The 15,197-nt window shown below is 62.3% G+C and carries 12 protein-coding genes; 8 read left to right on the top strand and 4 right to left on the bottom strand.

Annotated features, from left to right (window positions below):
* The first annotated feature begins 116 nt into the window (after window positions 1-116).
* The 5 genes from PMI28_RS09370 to PMI28_RS09390 all read left to right on the top strand — a co-directional run bounded on the left by PMI28_RS09370 (window position 117) and on the right by PMI28_RS09390 (window position 6,558).
* Window positions 117-1,472 (top strand): FAD/NAD(P)-dependent oxidoreductase, encoded by a 1,356-nt coding sequence (locus PMI28_RS09370; protein WP_007989150.1) that lies wholly within the window; start codon window positions 117-119, stop codon window positions 1,470-1,472.
* On the top strand, window positions 1,469-2,584 hold the full coding sequence (locus tag PMI28_RS09375) for an NAD(P)/FAD-dependent oxidoreductase (protein WP_007989148.1): 1,116 nt from the start codon (window positions 1,469-1,471) through the stop codon (window positions 2,582-2,584). Before PMI28_RS09370 ends, PMI28_RS09375 begins: the two co-directional genes overlap by 4 nt.
* Window positions 2,585-2,602: 18 nt before the next feature.
* On the top strand, window positions 2,603-3,649 hold the full coding sequence (locus PMI28_RS09380) for an ABC transporter substrate-binding protein (protein ID WP_007989146.1): 1,047 nt from the start codon (window positions 2,603-2,605) through the stop codon (window positions 3,647-3,649).
* Window positions 3,650-3,915: 266 nt separating this feature from the next.
* Entirely contained in the window at window positions 3,916-5,040 is a 1,125-nt protein-coding gene (zapE, locus tag PMI28_RS09385) for a cell division protein ZapE (RefSeq protein WP_033063492.1), read from the top strand.
* Window positions 5,041-5,238: 198 nt separating this feature from the next.
* On the top strand, window positions 5,239-6,558 hold the full coding sequence (locus PMI28_RS09390; RefSeq protein ID WP_033063491.1) for a leucine-rich repeat-containing protein kinase family protein: 1,320 nt from the start codon (window positions 5,239-5,241) through the stop codon (window positions 6,556-6,558).
* A 125-nt stretch (window positions 6,559-6,683) separates the two neighbouring features.
* On the opposite strand, the gene PMI28_RS09395 is transcribed toward PMI28_RS09390, so the two are convergent.
* A complete protein-coding gene (locus PMI28_RS09395) occupies window positions 6,684-7,391 on the bottom strand; it encodes a YebC/PmpR family DNA-binding transcriptional regulator (RefSeq protein WP_007989141.1) in 708 nt (235 codons plus the stop codon).
* 226 nt (window positions 7,392-7,617) lie between these two features.
* Here PMI28_RS09395 and PMI28_RS09400 point away from each other — a divergent pair, with 226 nt between their 5' ends.
* Window positions 7,618-9,039 carry a type VI secretion system Vgr family protein gene (locus PMI28_RS09400; RefSeq protein ID WP_007989139.1) on the top strand — a complete coding sequence of 474 codons (1,422 nt, stop codon included), beginning with the start codon at window positions 7,618-7,620 and terminating at the stop codon, window positions 9,037-9,039.
* A gap of 3 nt (window positions 9,040-9,042) precedes the next feature.
* On the opposite strand, the gene PMI28_RS09405 is transcribed toward PMI28_RS09400, so the two are convergent.
* Window positions 9,043-10,434, bottom strand: coding sequence for an FAD-dependent oxidoreductase (locus tag PMI28_RS09405; RefSeq protein ID WP_007989136.1), 1,392 nt, complete (start codon window positions 10,432-10,434; stop codon window positions 9,043-9,045).
* 70 nt (window positions 10,435-10,504) lie between these two features.
* Window positions 10,505-11,830 (bottom strand): MFS transporter, encoded by a 1,326-nt coding sequence (locus tag PMI28_RS09410; RefSeq protein WP_007989134.1) that lies wholly within the window; start codon window positions 11,828-11,830, stop codon window positions 10,505-10,507.
* Between the two features lie 268 nt (window positions 11,831-12,098).
* On the opposite strand from PMI28_RS09410, the gene PMI28_RS09415 reads away from it, so the two are divergent.
* Window positions 12,099-12,971 carry a LysR family transcriptional regulator gene (locus tag PMI28_RS09415; protein WP_007989132.1) on the top strand — a complete coding sequence of 291 codons (873 nt, stop codon included), beginning with the start codon at window positions 12,099-12,101 and terminating at the stop codon, window positions 12,969-12,971.
* A 104-nt stretch (window positions 12,972-13,075) separates the two neighbouring features.
* Here the strand turns inward: PMI28_RS09415 and PMI28_RS09420 are convergent, their stop codons facing one another.
* On the bottom strand, window positions 13,076-13,939 hold the full coding sequence (locus PMI28_RS09420) for a LysR substrate-binding domain-containing protein (protein ID WP_007989130.1): 864 nt from the start codon (window positions 13,937-13,939) through the stop codon (window positions 13,076-13,078).
* A gap of 109 nt (window positions 13,940-14,048) precedes the next feature.
* On the opposite strand from PMI28_RS09420, the gene PMI28_RS09425 reads away from it, so the two are divergent.
* A complete protein-coding gene (locus PMI28_RS09425; RefSeq protein ID WP_007989127.1) occupies window positions 14,049-15,158 on the top strand; it encodes a 2-aminoethylphosphonate--pyruvate transaminase in 1,110 nt (369 codons plus the stop codon).
* Window positions 15,159-15,197: the final 39 nt, after the last annotated feature.

Genomic DNA, 15,197 nt, shown 5'->3' with positions numbered 1-15,197 from the left:
AACTGTGGGAGCACGCTTGCTCGCGAAAGCGGCCTGCCAGTCAACATCTCTGCTGCATGTGTCGCCGTCTTCGCGAGCAAGCCCGCTCCCACAAAAGCACAGCAGCCGAGGTGCGCATGAAACCCGTCGTCATCATCGGCGCCGGCCCTGCCGGTATTCGCGCGGCGCAAACCCTGGTCGCCCACGGCGTTCACCCGGTGCTGCTGGACGAAGCTGCACGCGGCGGCGGACAGATTTATCGGCGTCAGCCGGCCAACTTCAAGCGTTCGCCAGTCAAGCTGTATGGCTTCGAAGCGCGCAAGGCCAGTGCGTTGCACCAGACCATCGACGAGTTGCGCGAACAGCTCGATTACCGCCCTGAAACCCTGGTGTGGAATGCCGAGGACGGCGCCCTCGACACCTTGCAGGACGGACGTGCCGCACGACTGGAATTTGCCCGGGTGATCGTCGCCACCGGCGCTACCGACCGGATTTTACCGGTGCCGGGCTGGACGCTACCCGGGGTCTACAGCCTCGGCGCGGCGCAGATCGCCTTGAAGTTTCAGGGTTGCGCCATCGGCGAGCGCGTGGTGTTCGCCGGCAGCGGCCCGCTGCTGTACCTGGTCGCGTATCAGTACGCCAAGGCGGGCGCCAAGGTGCTCGCAGTACTCGACAGCTCACCCTTCAGCGCCCAGGCTCGTGCCCTGCCCGGCCTGCTGTCGCAACCGGCCACACTGGCCAAAGGCATCTATTACCGTGGCTGGCTGACCGCCCACGGCATCCCGGTGCATCAGGGCGCAACCTTGAAACACGTCGCAGGCGAACAACGGGTGCAGGCGCTGACCTGGTCCGATGCAAAAGGCGAACATCGACTGAACTGCGATGCCGTCGCCTTCGCCCACGGCCTGCGCAGCGAAACCCAGCTCGCCGACCTGCTCGGCTGCGATTTTGCCTGGAACCCGCTCAATCGCGCCTGGCTCCCACAACGCGATCGCGCCGGGCGCAGCAGCGTCGCCGAGGTGTACCTGGCCGGTGACGGCGCCGGGATCATGGGCGCCGACGCCGCGGAAATGGCCGGCGAACGCGCCGCATTGGCGTTGCTCGAAGACATCGGCTACCTGATCCCGACGCAGCGCGCCCTACAGCTTGAACAGGTGCTGGAACGCATCGGCGATTTTCGTCAGGGCCTGGAACGCGCCTTCGCCTTTCCCGAGAACTGGGCCGCCGGCATCGCCGATGACGTGATGGTCTGCCGCTGCGAAGAAGTCCGCGCCGGTGATATTCGTGAAGTGGTGCGCGAGGGTCACTGGGAAATAAATCGGGTCAAGGCCCATTGCCGGGTCGGCATGGGTCGCTGTCAGGGACGGATGTGCGGCGCAGCGGCAGCGGAGATCATCGCCTGCGAAAGCCAGCGTGCAGTGTCCGACATCGGCCGGCTACGGGCCCAGGCCCCCATCAAACCGCTGCCCTTTGGCCTGGAGATCGACGCATGATCGAAGTCGACGCAGTGATCATCGGCGGTGGCATTGTCGGTGCTTCGGCGGCGCTGTTTCTCGGCAAGGCCGGGCGTCGCGTGGTGCTACTGGAGCGGGACTTCTGCGGTTCGCATTCCAGCGGCGTCAACTACGGTGGCGTCCGCCGCCAGGGCCGACCGTTATCGCAATTGCCGCTGTCGCAACGTGCCCACGCCATCTGGGCGCAGCTGCCGCAATTGATTGGCATCGACGGCGAATATCAACGCAGCGGCCACCTGAAACTCGCCCGCAGTACAGACGATTTGCGTGCCCTGCAAGACTACGCCGCCAGCACTCAGGGCTTCGGCCTCGACTTGCAGGTGCTTGACCGCACCGAGCTGCGCAGCCGTTTTCCATGGGTGGGAGACGTTGCGGTGGGCGCCTCGTATTGCCCGGATGACGGTCACGCCAATCCGCGTCTGGTGTCCCCTGCGTTCGCCCGGGCGGCGCGGCGCCACGGTGTGCAGGTGCATGAGCAATGCGCGGTCAGCGCCGTTGAACACGACGGCCAGCGCTTTTGCGTGCGCACGCAAACCGGCCTGCAGTTGCGCGCACCCTGGCTGTTGAACTGCGCCGGGGCTTGGGCGGGCAGCATCGCCGCGCAATTCGGCGAACCGGTGCCGATGCATTCCGGGCACCCGGCAATGCTGGTCACCGAACCCCTGCCATTGGTGATGGATGCCAGCACCGGCGTCGAGGGTGGCGGCATCTACGCGCGACAGGTCACCCGGGGCAATTGCGTGTTGGGTGGCGGCCAGGGCTTTGCCCTGGACGACGCCCGCGCCCGCCCCGGTCAAGGCGCCGTGCTGGAAATCCTGCGCCAGGCCGTCGAGCTCTATCCGTTTCTTGAAGGTGCCCAGGCAATTCGTACCTGGAGCGGCACCGAGGGTTACCTGCCTGATCGCCAGCCGGTGATCGGCCACAGCCGTACCCAGCCCGGTCTGTTGCATGCATTCGGCTTTGCCGGCGCCGGTTTCCAGATCGGCCCGGCGGTGGGCCAGGCGCTCACCGAGATCATCTGTAGCGGCGCGTCAAAGACGTCGCTGGATGCGTTTTCCATCACCCGGTTTCACTCCATCTCCGTAGCTTGATAGAGGAAGGTCGCGCCAATGAAAAACCTCAAACGCAACGCACTGCTCGGTTTGTCCTGCATGAGCGCCCTGCTCACCCTCACCCCGGCCCACGCCGAACCGACGCTTTACCTGGGCATGAACGGCGGGACCATGGAGCGGCTTTACGCCGACAAGGTACTGCCGGCTTTCGAGAAGGCCAACAACGTCAAAGTGGTGATCGTGCCCGGCACCTCCGCCGATATCCTGGCCAAGGTCCAGGCCAGCAAGGACAACCCGCAGATGCATGTGATGTTCCTCGACGACGGCATCATGTACCGCGCCATCGCCATGGGCCTGTGCGACAAACTCGAAGACAACCCGGCCCTGGCACAGATTCCCGACAAGGGGCGGATCAAGGATCAGGCGGTGGCCGTCAGCCTCGGTGTCACCGGGCTGGCCTACAACACACGCCTGTTCAAGGAGAAAGGCTGGAGCGCGCCGACCTCGTGGATGGATATGGCCGACCCGCGCTTCAAGGACAAACTGGTGTTCCAGTCGATGGCCTCCTCCACCTTCGGCCTGCACGGTTTCCTGATGTTCAACCGGATTCAGGGCGGTAGCGAAACCAACGTCGATCCGGGCTTCAAGGCCTGGCCAAACACCGTCGGGCGCAACGTGCTGGAATATATTCCAAGCTCGGCAAAGATTTCAGAAATGCTCCAGACCGACGAAGCGGCGCTGTTCCCGCTGACACCGACCCAGGTCACCGCCCTGAAGCTCAAGGGCATGCCGGTGGAATACGCACAACCGAAAGAAGGCGCCGTGGTGCTCAACGTCGCCGAATGCGCCATCGCCAACAACACGCAACCGCAACTGGCGCAAAAACTCGCCGCGTTCCTGCTCACCCCCGAAGCCCAGGCCGCCGCGCTTGAGGACGGCGACCAGATTCCTTCCAACCCCAATACCCCGACCTCCGAGCGAACCCGCGGGCAGGTCGAAGCGATGAAACAATACCTGAAGACGGCAATCGCGGTGGATTGGGATCAGGTCAACGAACAGCGCCCCGCATGGAATGCACGGTGGAACCGGAACATCGAGCGATAGGTGACTGACACGACTGCGTTTCGCAAACGACACCCCCTGTAGGAGCGAGCTTGCTCGCGATGGACGTCAACGATAACGCGTGCTGCCTGAGTGCCCGCGCTATCCAGAGTTTTTCGCGAGCAAGCTCGCTCCTACAGGCCCTTCCAAGTGACCGGTCGGAACCGCTCCGACGCGCACTGACACAACTGGAAGCAAATTCCCTGCTCTGGTTACACTATGGCGCCCCGGCTCGGGGAGCCTGCCCGCACACCAGAGGTGACATCTCAGTGGCCGTTCGACCACCCAATCGTTCGCGAATCAAATCGCGCTGGCAATCGTTGCGTCGCTTTCTCGGCAAGGCAGCGGCCGCCGGCAGCGCCGAGGCAGGCGAGGTTATCCACGACTACTTTCGCCACCTGGCCCATTCCCGGGGCTACACCCTCAGCCACAGCCAACAACGCGTGATCGACTGGATGGCCCGGCATGCTTGCATGCTGATAGGCGCTTCGACGAAACCCTGCCCCGGCCTTTACCTGCATGGTGCCGTGGGGCGCGGCAAAAGCTGGCTGCTCGACGGGTTTTTCCGGGCCATTCCCCTCGCGGAAAAACAACGCCTGCACTTCCATCAGTTTTTCGCCCAACTGCACCAGGGCATGTTCAAGCACCGCGAACAGGCCGACGCACTGGCGATCACCCTCGATGAACTGCTCAGCGATTGCCGGGTGCTGTGTTTCGACGAGTTCCATGTGCATGACATCGGCGATGCAATGCTCATCACCCGGTTGTTCAAGGCACTGTTCCAGCGCGGCATCCTGGTGCTGGTCACCTCCAACTACCCGCCCGCAGGCCTGCTGCCCAATCCGCTGTACCACGCACGTTTCAAGCCGGTGATCGACCTGATCAATGCGCGCATGCAAGTGATGGAAGTCGGCGGGCCGCACGATTATCGCAGCCAGGCCCGAACCCACGCACAACAGTTGTTCACCCAGGGCCATTACGTCTGGCCGGCCAGCGCGGCGCAACGACGGTCATTGAATCTGCCGGATCGTGACCTCCCACCTGTTTGCTTGCCAGTGGGCACCCGGCATTTCCAGGCACGCCTGTGCGAAGGGCGCAGCATCGGTTTTTCCTTCGCCGACCTGTGCGACCAACCCACGGCCGTGATGGACTACCTGGAGCTGTGTCGCCATTTCGACCGCTGGATCATCGATGACCTGCCGCCGCTCGGTGAGTGCTCGATTGCCGCCCAGCAACGTTTCATCAACCTCATCGACGTGCTCTACGATCAGGACAAGCACTTGACGCTGCTCGGGCAGCACGCCTTGCGCGAAAGCCTGGACGGCGATGCCATTGATCTGGCACGCACCCGCAGTCGATTGGGGCAACTGGTGGAAGTCAGCGAACCGGCCTGAGCGATATTATTTTGTTGTATTGAAGGGCCTCTTCGCGAGCAAGCCCGCTCCCACATTGGATTCTTGTCGTGGCACAGATCCAATGTGGGAGCGGGCTTGCTCGCGAAAGCGGCCTGACAGTCGCCACATCTTTCCCGCTATCATGTCGCCCATTTCCAGGGCCACGCGCCCTCCCCTTGGTTAATGGCGAATCTGTTCATGCATACCCTTGCTCAATTGCGTGCCGGCGAGTTATCGGGCATCACGCGGCTGGATCTGGTCGATGGCCTCACCGAATTCCCTCGGGAGATTTTCGATCTGGCGGACTCGCTGGAAGTGCTCAACCTCACCGGCAATGCCTTGAGTACCCTGCCCGAGGACTTGCATCGCCTGACCCGCTTGCGCGTGCTGTTCTGTTCCGATAACCGCTTCACCGAGTTGCCGGCCTGCCTGGGCCAATGCGCCGCACTGACGATGATCGGCTTCAAAGCCAACCGCATCGCCCGCGTGCCCGCAGAGGCGCTGCCACCGTTGCTGCGCTGGCTGATCCTGACCGACAACTGCATCGAAACCTTGCCGGCCGAACTGGGAGAGCGCCCGTACCTGCAAAAGCTCATGCTCGCCGGCAACCGCTTGCAAGCGCTGCCGGAATCATTGCGCCAGTGTCATCGACTGGAGCTGATCCGCATCGCCGCCAACCAGTTGACCGAGTTGCCGCAATGGTTGCTGCAATTGCCGAGCCTGACCTGGCTGGCCTATGCCGGTAACCCGCTGGAAACCGAAGCCGATGCCGCGGCCCTCGAGGCCACACCGCGCATTGACTGGTCGGCATTGCGTCTGGAGAAAAAACTCGGCGAAGGTGCATCCGGGGTGATTCATCAGGCCGTTTGGCAATCGGCTGAGCAGCCGCCCATGGCCGTTGCGGTGAAGCTCTACAAGGGCGAAATGACCAGTGATGGCTCACCGCTGCACGAGATGAACGCCTGTATCACCGCCGGCCTGCACCCGAACCTGATCCGCGTCGAGGGGCGGATTGTCGATCACCCGCAGCAAACCGCCGGGCTGGTGATGCAACTGATCGCACCGAGTTACCGTAACCTCGCTGCGTTGCCGAGCCTGGCGTCGTGCAGCCGCGATATTTACCCAGAAGACTTGCGCTTCAGTGCCACGGTGGCGCTGCGCATCGCCTCGGGCATTGCCTCGGTGGCCGAGCACCTGCACGGCCATGGCATCACCCATGGCGACCTCTACGGACACAATATTTTGTGGAATGAACTTGGCGACTGCTTGCTGGGGGACTTTGGTGCGGCGTCGTTCCACGGGATTTCCGACAGCCTTGAAAGCCGTGCCTTGCAGCGGATCGAGGTGCGGGCGTTCGGGGTGTTGTTGGGGGAGTTGCTGGCGCGAATCGACTCGGGGTTGAGCGATGAGTTGCGTCGGACGCTGGAAGATCTGGAGCGCCGTTGCTGCCAGCCGCAAGTGCTGGCGCGGCCGGGGTTTGAAGCGATCGTTCAGGAATTGGCTGGGCTCGAGAAATAAATACAAGACCTGTGGCGAGGGGGCTTGCCCCCGTTGGACGGCGAAGCCGTCCCAAAAGCGACGGCTGCTGCGCAACCGAACGGGGGCAAGCCCCCTCGCCACAAGTCAGATCAACGCCAGTTCGATCAACCCGCCAACCCGACAAACATATCCTGCACGTCATCATGGTTATCGAGGCCTTCGAGGAACGCTTCGACTTCAGCCATCTGCTCATCGCTCAGGCCGCTGACCGGGTTTTTCGGCTGGTAGCCCAGTTTGGCCGACAGCACGGTGAAACCTTGTTCCGGCAGGGCTTTCTGTACCGCGTCGAGGTCGGTCGGCTCGGTCAGGAACAGGGTCGTACCCTCTTCTTCACCCGGCTCGAAATCCTGTGCACCGGCTTCGATGGCGGCCATTTCCGGATCGGCGTCCGGGGTGTCCGGTGACGCTTCGATCATGCCGACATGGTTGAAGTCCCAGGACACCGAACCGGAAGCGCCCAGTTGGCCCTTGCGGAACGCCACGCGGATCTCGGCGACGGTGCGGTTGATGTTGTCAGTCACGCATTCAACGATCAGCGGCACCTGATGCGGTGCGAATCCTTCATACGTCACGCGATGGTATTGCACGGTTTCGCCCAACAGGCCCGCGCCCTTCTTGATGGCGCGATCCAGAGTTTCCTTGGGCATCGAGGCTTTCTTGGCCTGTTCGACCACCAGACGCAGGTGTGCGTTGGTGGCGGTATCGGCACCGTTGCGCGCAGCAATGGTGATTTCTTTCACCAGTTTGCCGAAGATCTTGCCCTTGGCATTGGCTGCCGCTTCTTTGTGTTTAACCTTCCACTGTGCGCCCATTTCTCACTCTCTTATCTGTGGCATCTGTGGCGCCGAGACATCTATTGGCCGACGCTTTGCACAAGTTTATACGGCCTAAAGTTGGCAATCGACCAAAAAATCCCTACCAGCATCGACATCTTCACCAACGGTTGTAGGGCGATTCTGAAATGTCGATTTGCGCTGCCCGCAAAGCGCTGGGGTTTCGTACGCTTTGCGCCCTAATTCCACGGCAGCTGCGTATTCGATGCACAACGACAAGGAAAGTCCTACCACCCTGACGCTTCTCGACGACCACCTGTGTCTACAGGTGGTCCGGTTCAGTGGTCATGAAGCACTCAACCAGCCCTATCGATTCGACATCGAGGTGATCGGGCTGGCACCGGCCCTGAACCTCGAACGATTACTGCAGCAAACGGCGTTCCTCGAACTTGGCCACGACCAGGGCATTCATGGCGTGCTGCACAGCGCCAGCTGCGAACATCGAAGCGCGCAACGGGTCGTTTACAAACTGGTGCTGGTGCCCCGTATGCAGGCGCTGGATCAGCAACGCTGCCGACGTATTTTCCAGCACGCCAGCGTGCCCATGATCCTGCACCGGTTGCTGGAGGAACATGCGCTGCCCGCCAGCAGCTATCGCTTTGAACTGGCAACCGGACACTATCCCCTGCGACCTTTTTGCATCCAGTACGAAGAAACCGACCTGGCATTGCTGCAACGGCTGTGCGAGGAAGAAGGCATCCACTTTCACTTCGAGCATCAACGCGACGGTCATGTGCTGGTGCTGGCCGATGACAGCCTGAGTTTCCCTCAGGAACCGCTGTGCATGCCGTTATTCAGCGACGCCCTCGACGAACACCACGAACCGGTGATCAGCGAATTATTCCAGCGCCATGACGCTCCGCTCTACCCCGAGCGTCCAGGTGCGAGGAATCCTGGTGCACCGGACATCGGCGACGGCGCAGCCAATCACTTGTTCGCCCCGCCGAAACACTTTCCTGCTCGCGAACAACAACATCGCGACCAGCTCAGCCGTCGCCAACTGGAGCGCCTGCGCTGTCGACACTTGCAGATCCACGGTCAAAGTAACCACGGCGCATTACGCAGCGGCCGGATCGTTCAGGTGGCCGGGCATCCGCTGGCGAATTTCAATGATCAATGGCTGGTCACCGAAGTCCGCCATCAGGGGCGTCAGTCATCCATTCTGCTCGACGACACACCGGACATGGCCCCTGGCTACCGCAATCAATTCAGCGCCATCCCCTGGTCGACGGTGTTCAGGCCAGAGCTCAAACAACCCAGGCCGAGTATCCCCGGGTATCAGCCCGGCCAGATGTGCGGCCCGGTCGGGCAACCGGCGACGGTGGATGAAGATGGCCGGGTTCAGGTGAACCTCTGGCCCGCTACGCCATCTGCCGCCGAGACTTCCAGCGGCCTGTGGCTACCGCTGGCGCTGACCACTACCGAGGACTGTATCGATCCGACCCGCCTGCCCGTGGCCGGTAGCGAGGTACTGGTGATTTTCCTCGACAGTGACCCGGATCGCCCGGTGCTCTGTACGACCATGGGCCCTCGGCAACCTCCTCGCTGCCCCCATCCGCATGAGCCCCGTGGCGATACCCGCCTGCTGTTCGAATGGCTGCTCAACCGCTCGGACCTTGCGCCCTGATACTCAACCTTTGTCGGCCTTGCCGGCCGCAGCGGCGAACTTCGCCAGACGCACGTCCAGATGCCGTGGCCGACGCCCGTGATCCTCCGCGCGCTCCTTGCGGCGGATGGCGTTGCGCACCATCAGCGAACCGATGTAGCGGATCGGCTCCGGCGGGAAAAACCCCAGCGGCCCATTGACCAGCGGCGAACGGGTCCAGGGGTTGTCCAGGCCCTGGACCATCGACGCCAGAATCTGCCCGCCCATATGGCATGGCCCGACACCGCTGCCGGAGTAGCCGAAACCGTAGAACACATTGCCACTGGCGCTCATCTGCCCGAAAAACGGCAGCCCGGTCACCGAACGATCCGACGGACCATTCCAGGTCGCTTCGACCTTGACGTCGGCAAACGCCGGGAAGAAGTCCGCCAGGCTGTTCTGCAACAGACCAGCATAAGGCGAAGGCTGATCGAACACCGGCAGCATGCGTCCACCATAAGCGAAGGTATTGCCGCCCTTGCCAAGCATGATCCGGCCGTCCGGGGTGTTGTGGTAGTAGTGCACGAAAATCCGCGAATCGAGCACCGTGACACCGCTGGTCAAGCCGATTTCTTCGAGCAAATCCGGCCGTGGCTCGGTGATCAGCATGTCGCTGGAAACGATCGCCACGCTGCGTTCGAACTGCGGGAACGCCCGGGCCATCCAGGCGTTCATCGCCAGCACCACGCGGTCGGCGCGAATGGTGCCATTGCGGGTTTGAATGCCTGCCGGCCGGCCCTCTTCCAGCCCGGTCATCGCGGTGTTTTCGTGAATCCTCACGCCCAATTGCAGGGCGACCCGGCGCAGCCCGCGCACCAGTTTGCCCGGTTGCACACTGGCCGCGGCCGGGGAAAACCAGCCTTCCAGGTGTTTGCTGGAACCAGCCATGCGCTGCACATCGGCCACCGGTCGCTGGGTGAAGGAGTTGATGCCATTGCGCTCCAGTGCGGCAATGACCGCATCGGTCGAACCGCATTGGGCACGATTGGTGGCGGTGTAGAGCGTACCGTCGAGGCGGTAATCGGCCTCCACCGCGTATTGTTCGCAGAAGGCACCGATGGCATGGATGCTGCGCTCGGACTCCTTGACCAGGCGCACGGCCTCTTCGACGCCGAATAAACGCTCAAGGGTGAAATACTTGGCCGACCACGACAACGCACAACCGCCATTGCGTCCACTGGCCCCGGCACCGCAGATATCCGCTTCGATCAGCAACACGTCGAGTTCGGGGTTCTGTTCCTTGAGCATGATCGCGGTCCATAACCCGGTGTAACCGCCGCCGACGATGCACACGTCGGCGCGGCTGTCGCCTTCCAGTGGCGGACAGGTTTCGGATGCATCAGCCTTCAAGGCCTGGTCCAGCCAAAAGGGTCTCATGGGGTCAATCTCCAGTCAGTGGCCCACACGCCGGCCTGCCGCAGGCGCAGCAGGCCGCGAGGGACAGGATTCAGGTACGCAGGGGTTTGACGGTCATCGCTTGATTGGGTACGTAGGCGAAGTGGGTACCCAGGCCGCCGGGGCGGCTGTTCCAGTGCGGAACCAGCACCAGTGCGGAGAACATTGCGCAGCCGGCGAAGACAATGAACACGGTAACGGTGTCGAAGTAGCCCGGCAGCAGCCCGCCGAGAATCGCCCCGACCGAGCCGCAGCCGTTGACGAAACCGGCCGCCGTCGCACCGGCCTTGGCCGTGCCGAAATCGATGGCGGCGGCGCCGCTGATCATCGAGTCAGGTCCATAAAGGGTCAGGCCCATGACGAACAGCAATGCCACCACCAGGATCACGCTACCGGTGTGCAAGGCGCCCATGAACAGCGCCAAAGACACGGTCAGTGCCAACAGGCTGATTACGCAAGCGGGCATGCGCCGGGCGCCGAACAGCTTGTCCGAAGCCAGGCCGATCATGATCGGCCCGAGCAATCCGGCCAGCTCGAACGAGGTCGGAATGATCGCCGCACCGACCTTGCCCACCGAAGGCATCTGTTCGAAGACGATCACCGGCCCCCACAGCAGAATCGCGTAACGCGCCGGTTTCAGCATGAAGTACGCCAACCCCAGCACCAGCACCGTGCGGTTGCGCAGGATTTCCTTCAGCGGCTCCCAGATGCTGATTTTGCTTTGGGCAAGGGTTTCCTCGGCCGTCAGTTCGGGCTCTGGCTCCACGGCCGGCAAGCCCACGTCTTCAGGTTTGTTGCGTTGAAAAATAAAAAACAGCACGGCGACCAGCCCAACCACCGCCGCACTGGAAACAAACGCCGCATGCCAGCTACCGATGAGCGTATACGCCCACCAACCGGCAAACGGCGACGCCACGAGACCGCCAAAGGCATAGCAGGAACTCCACAGGCCCAAGACCCTCCCGCGCTGCTGGGAGGGAAAGAAACTGCCGAGGTTCTTGCACAGCCCCGACCAACCGGTGGACTGCGCCAGGCCTTGTATCAGCATGCAGGTAGCGAAAATCGGTAACGTTGCGAAATTGCCCATCACCAGCGCCGCGCCGGCGGAAATCAGCAACCCGCCGAGCACCACCACCCGCGGCCCGAAGCGGTCGGCCAGGATGCCCCAGGTGAATTGGCCGACGGCATACGCCGTCAGGTAGATGGCGTCGAGGTTGGCCATGGCCATTTTGTCGAGCATGAAGGTCGGGTCTTCAGCGATGCCGAGCTTGGCCACCGAGAACGCTTTACGGGTGAAATAGAAAGCGGCGTAGGCGAGCCAGGTGATCGCGAAGATCTGCACGCGCCAACGCTTGATGGTGCCGATGTGCTTGTTCATTGTGGTTCTGACCTCAGGGTGTGAGTGTGCCGGCAGAATTGGAAGAAAACGCCTGTGTTTTTATTGTTGAGCACTGCGAAATCACCTTGTCCCTGTGGGCGATTCCGGTCAGATGAGTCCTGTAGTTGCACGCACAGGCTCATGGCTCCCGCTGCTGTTCGACTGACCAGTCAGCGGGGCTGAGGTGGATAAAAACAATTACTGATTAATAAGTGAAATCGATTTATCGTATTTCAAAAATAAGCTCAGCTTGTTACTGGAGATTCCCATGTCGGTTTCCCACGCCCAGCTCAAAGCGTTCCATGCCGTGGCGGTTCATGGAAGCTTTACCAAAGCCGCCGAGCGGCTTTTTCTGACGCAACCGGCGATTTCCGATCAGGTGCGCAAACTCGAAGAGCGCTACGGGGTTCTGCTGTTTCACCGCAACAAGCGTTCGGTGCGCCTGACCGACCTGGGTGAGCGCCTGCTGAGCGTTACCCAGCGGCTTTTTGTGATCGAGGCGGAAGCCCAGGAACTGCTTCAGGAGTCCCAGGCCTTGCAGACCGGCAGCCTGATTCTGGCGGTGGATGCGCCGGTGCATGTGCTGCCACAGATTGCCCGGTTCTGCGAACGCTACCCCGGTATCAGTGTGAAGATCGAAACCGGCAACACCGATGAGTCGCTGTTTCGACTGTTCAACTATCAGGCCGACCTGGCGTTGCTGGGCCGCGACGTCAGCGATGAACGGCTGATCTCCCTGCCCCTGCGTAACGACCCGATGGTAGCGTTCGTGTCGCGCAATCATCCGTGGGCCGACCGCGAATCCATTACCCTCGCGGACCTCGACGACACGCCACTGGTGTTGCGGGAAATCGGTTCGGTGACGCGCCAGACCCTGGAGGAAGAAATGGCCGGCGCCGGGTTTCGAATTCGTCCGGCGATACAGGTCGAAGGCCGGGAAGCGGCGCGTGAGGCGGTGGTGGTGGGAATTGGCGTTGGCGTGGTGTCCGCCGCCGAGTTCGGTGCGGATTCCAGGGTGTGCGCGTTACCGATTACCGACTGTAAACGGCGATTGACCGAGACGCTGGTGTGCTTGCGCGAGCAGAGTTCGCGGCGGCTGGTGGCGACCTTTCTGCAGATGGTGCGCGAGAGTCTTGCGTAGGCAGGTCTGGCCTCTTCGCGAGCAAGCCCGCTCCCACAGGTGATCTATGAACGACACAAATCAAATGTGGGAGCGGGCTTGCTCGCGAATGCAGGCGACTCGGTCTACCTGACTGGCGCCAACCCAAAAAACGCCTGAATCAACCGCAAATCCCGTCGCCTCTCCATGCACCCGATCATGTGCCGATTCACCAACCCCTCGCCAATGATCGGCACCGCCGCCACCCGCGGGTCGTGGCTGACCTCCACCGACGACACCACCCCTACCCCCAGTTCGGCGGCCACCGCCTCGGTCACCGCTTCGCGGCTGTCCAGTTCCAGCAGCACCCGCGGATTGACCTTGGCCTGGGCGCAAGCCTCATCGAAAGTGCGCCGGGTAATCGAACTCGGTTCGCGCAGCACCATGATCACCTGATCCAGCTCCTTGAGCTGCACCCCTTTGGACTTCTGCGCCCAGGGATGACCGTCGGGCACCAGTGCACAAATCCGTGATTCGTTCAGCGCCTGCAGATGCAAGCCCTTGCGCGGCTCGATCTCGGTCAGGACCGCCACGTCGGCATGTTCGGACAGCAGCGCCGCCAGGGTTTCCTGGGCGTTGCCCAGGCGCAGGTTCACCGTGATTCCGGGATAGCGCGCCCGCAGGCTGGCGAGCATCGGCATGACCATGTGCGGGCCGTCCGCCGCCACCTCCAGACGCCCGGTGAGCAATTGCCGATTGGCTTCGAGCATCACCTGCGCCTCTTCGGCCAGACCGAACATCGCCCGGGTGATGGCCGCGAGTTTGGTGCCCTCCTCCGTCAGCTCCACTCGACGGGCGGTACGGCGCAGCAAGGTGATCTGGTAGTGCTCCTCCAGGGCCTTGATGTGTCCGGTGACCGCCGGCTGGCTGATGAACAGCCGTGCCGCCGCCCGGGTAAAGCTGCCCTCCCGGGCCACGGCATCGAAGGCACGGAGCTGAAACAGGTTCATGAATAACCCTCACTGATGGCTGGCATAACAACAAACAATTTGATTGATAACACGGCAAATTGCAATTTAGGTCCCGTAGCTTCATCCCATCGATTGCGAGGACACGAGAATGAGTACTGCCGAACCCATCCTGCTCACCCCCGGCCCGTTGACCACGTCGGCCCGCACCCGTCAGGCGATGATGATCGACTGGGGTTCATGGGATGACCGCTTCAACCAGCTGACCGCCAGCCTCTGCGAACAACTGCTGGCGATCATCAACGGCGCCGCCACCCACCACTGCGTGCCCCTGCAAGGCAGCGGCACCTTCGCGGTCGAGGCGGCGATCGGCACGCTGGTGCCTCGCGATGGCAAGGTTCTGGTACTGATCAACGGCGCCTACGGCAAACGCCTGGCGAAAATCTGCGACGTGCTGGGCCGCGCCTTCAGCACCTTCGAAACCGCCGAAGACGAACCGACCACCGCCGCCGACGTCGACCGTCTGCTGCGTGCAGATAACGGCATCACCCACGTCGCCCTGATTCACTGCGAAACCAGCACCGGCATCCTCAATCCGCTACCGGAAATCGCCCAGGTCGTCGCAGAACACGGCAAGCGCCTGATCATCGACGCCATGAGCTCCTTCGGTGCCCTGCCGGTGGACGCACAAAAAGTGCCGTTCGACGCACTGATCGCCGCCTCGGGTAAATGCCTGGAAGGCGTACCGGGCATGGGTTTCGTATTCGCCCGCAAAGAGTCCCTGGCCAGCGCCGCCGGCAACTCGCATTCACTGGCGATGGACTTGCAGGACCAGCACGCCTACATGGCCAAGACCGGCCAGTGGCGCTTCACCCCGCCGACCCATGTGGTCGCGGCGCTGCACGAAGCCCTGCTGCAATACAACGAAGAAGGCGGCTTGCCGGCCCGGCACCAACGCTACGCCGCCAACTGCCAGGCATTGATGGAAGAGATGGGCAAACTGGGACTGCGCAGCTTCCTGCCGGCAGCGATCCAGGCACCAATCATCGCCACCTTCCACGCCCCGAAAGATCCGCGCTACCAGTTCAAGGAATTCTACGAGCGGGTCAAGGCCAAGGGTTACATCCTCTACCCCGGCAAACTGACCCAGGTCGAAACCTTCCGCGTCGGCTGCATCGGCCATGTCCAACCAGCCGAAATGCGCGAAGCCGTGGCAGCGATCGCTGAAGTACTGCGCGAGATGGAAGTCCTCGACATCTGATTTCCCTGTAGCAGCTGCCGAGCCTGCGAGGCTGCGTTC

Origin of the sequence: Pseudomonas sp. GM48, assembly GCF_000282335.1 — a bacterium.
Taxonomy (GTDB): domain Bacteria; phylum Pseudomonadota; class Gammaproteobacteria; order Pseudomonadales; family Pseudomonadaceae; genus Aquipseudomonas.
This window is presented reverse-complemented; position numbering and strand designations above follow the sequence as displayed.

Coding starts and splice junctions, on each gene's coding strand:
- PMI28_RS09370 (WP_007989150.1), top strand. CDS start 117: ATGAAACCCGTCGTCATCATCGGCGCCGGCCCTGCCGGTATTCGCGCG.
- PMI28_RS09390 (WP_033063491.1), top strand. CDS start 5,239: ATGCATACCCTTGCTCAATTGCGTGCCGGCGAGTTATCGGGCATCACG.
- PMI28_RS09420 (WP_007989130.1), bottom strand. CDS start 13,939: ATGAACCTGTTTCAGCTCCGTGCCTTCGATGCCGTGGCCCGGGAGGGC.
- PMI28_RS09415 (WP_007989132.1), top strand. CDS start 12,099: ATGTCGGTTTCCCACGCCCAGCTCAAAGCGTTCCATGCCGTGGCGGTT.
- PMI28_RS09375 (WP_007989148.1), top strand. CDS start 1,469: ATGATCGAAGTCGACGCAGTGATCATCGGCGGTGGCATTGTCGGTGCT.
- PMI28_RS09395 (WP_007989141.1), bottom strand. CDS start 7,391: ATGGGCGCACAGTGGAAGGTTAAACACAAAGAAGCGGCAGCCAATGCC.
- PMI28_RS09410 (WP_007989134.1), bottom strand. CDS start 11,830: ATGAACAAGCACATCGGCACCATCAAGCGTTGGCGCGTGCAGATCTTC.
- PMI28_RS09405 (WP_007989136.1), bottom strand. CDS start 10,434: ATGAGACCCTTTTGGCTGGACCAGGCCTTGAAGGCTGATGCATCCGAA.
- PMI28_RS09425 (WP_007989127.1), top strand. CDS start 14,049: ATGAGTACTGCCGAACCCATCCTGCTCACCCCCGGCCCGTTGACCACG.
- PMI28_RS09380 (WP_007989146.1), top strand. CDS start 2,603: ATGAAAAACCTCAAACGCAACGCACTGCTCGGTTTGTCCTGCATGAGC.
- PMI28_RS09400 (WP_007989139.1), top strand. CDS start 7,618: ATGCACAACGACAAGGAAAGTCCTACCACCCTGACGCTTCTCGACGAC.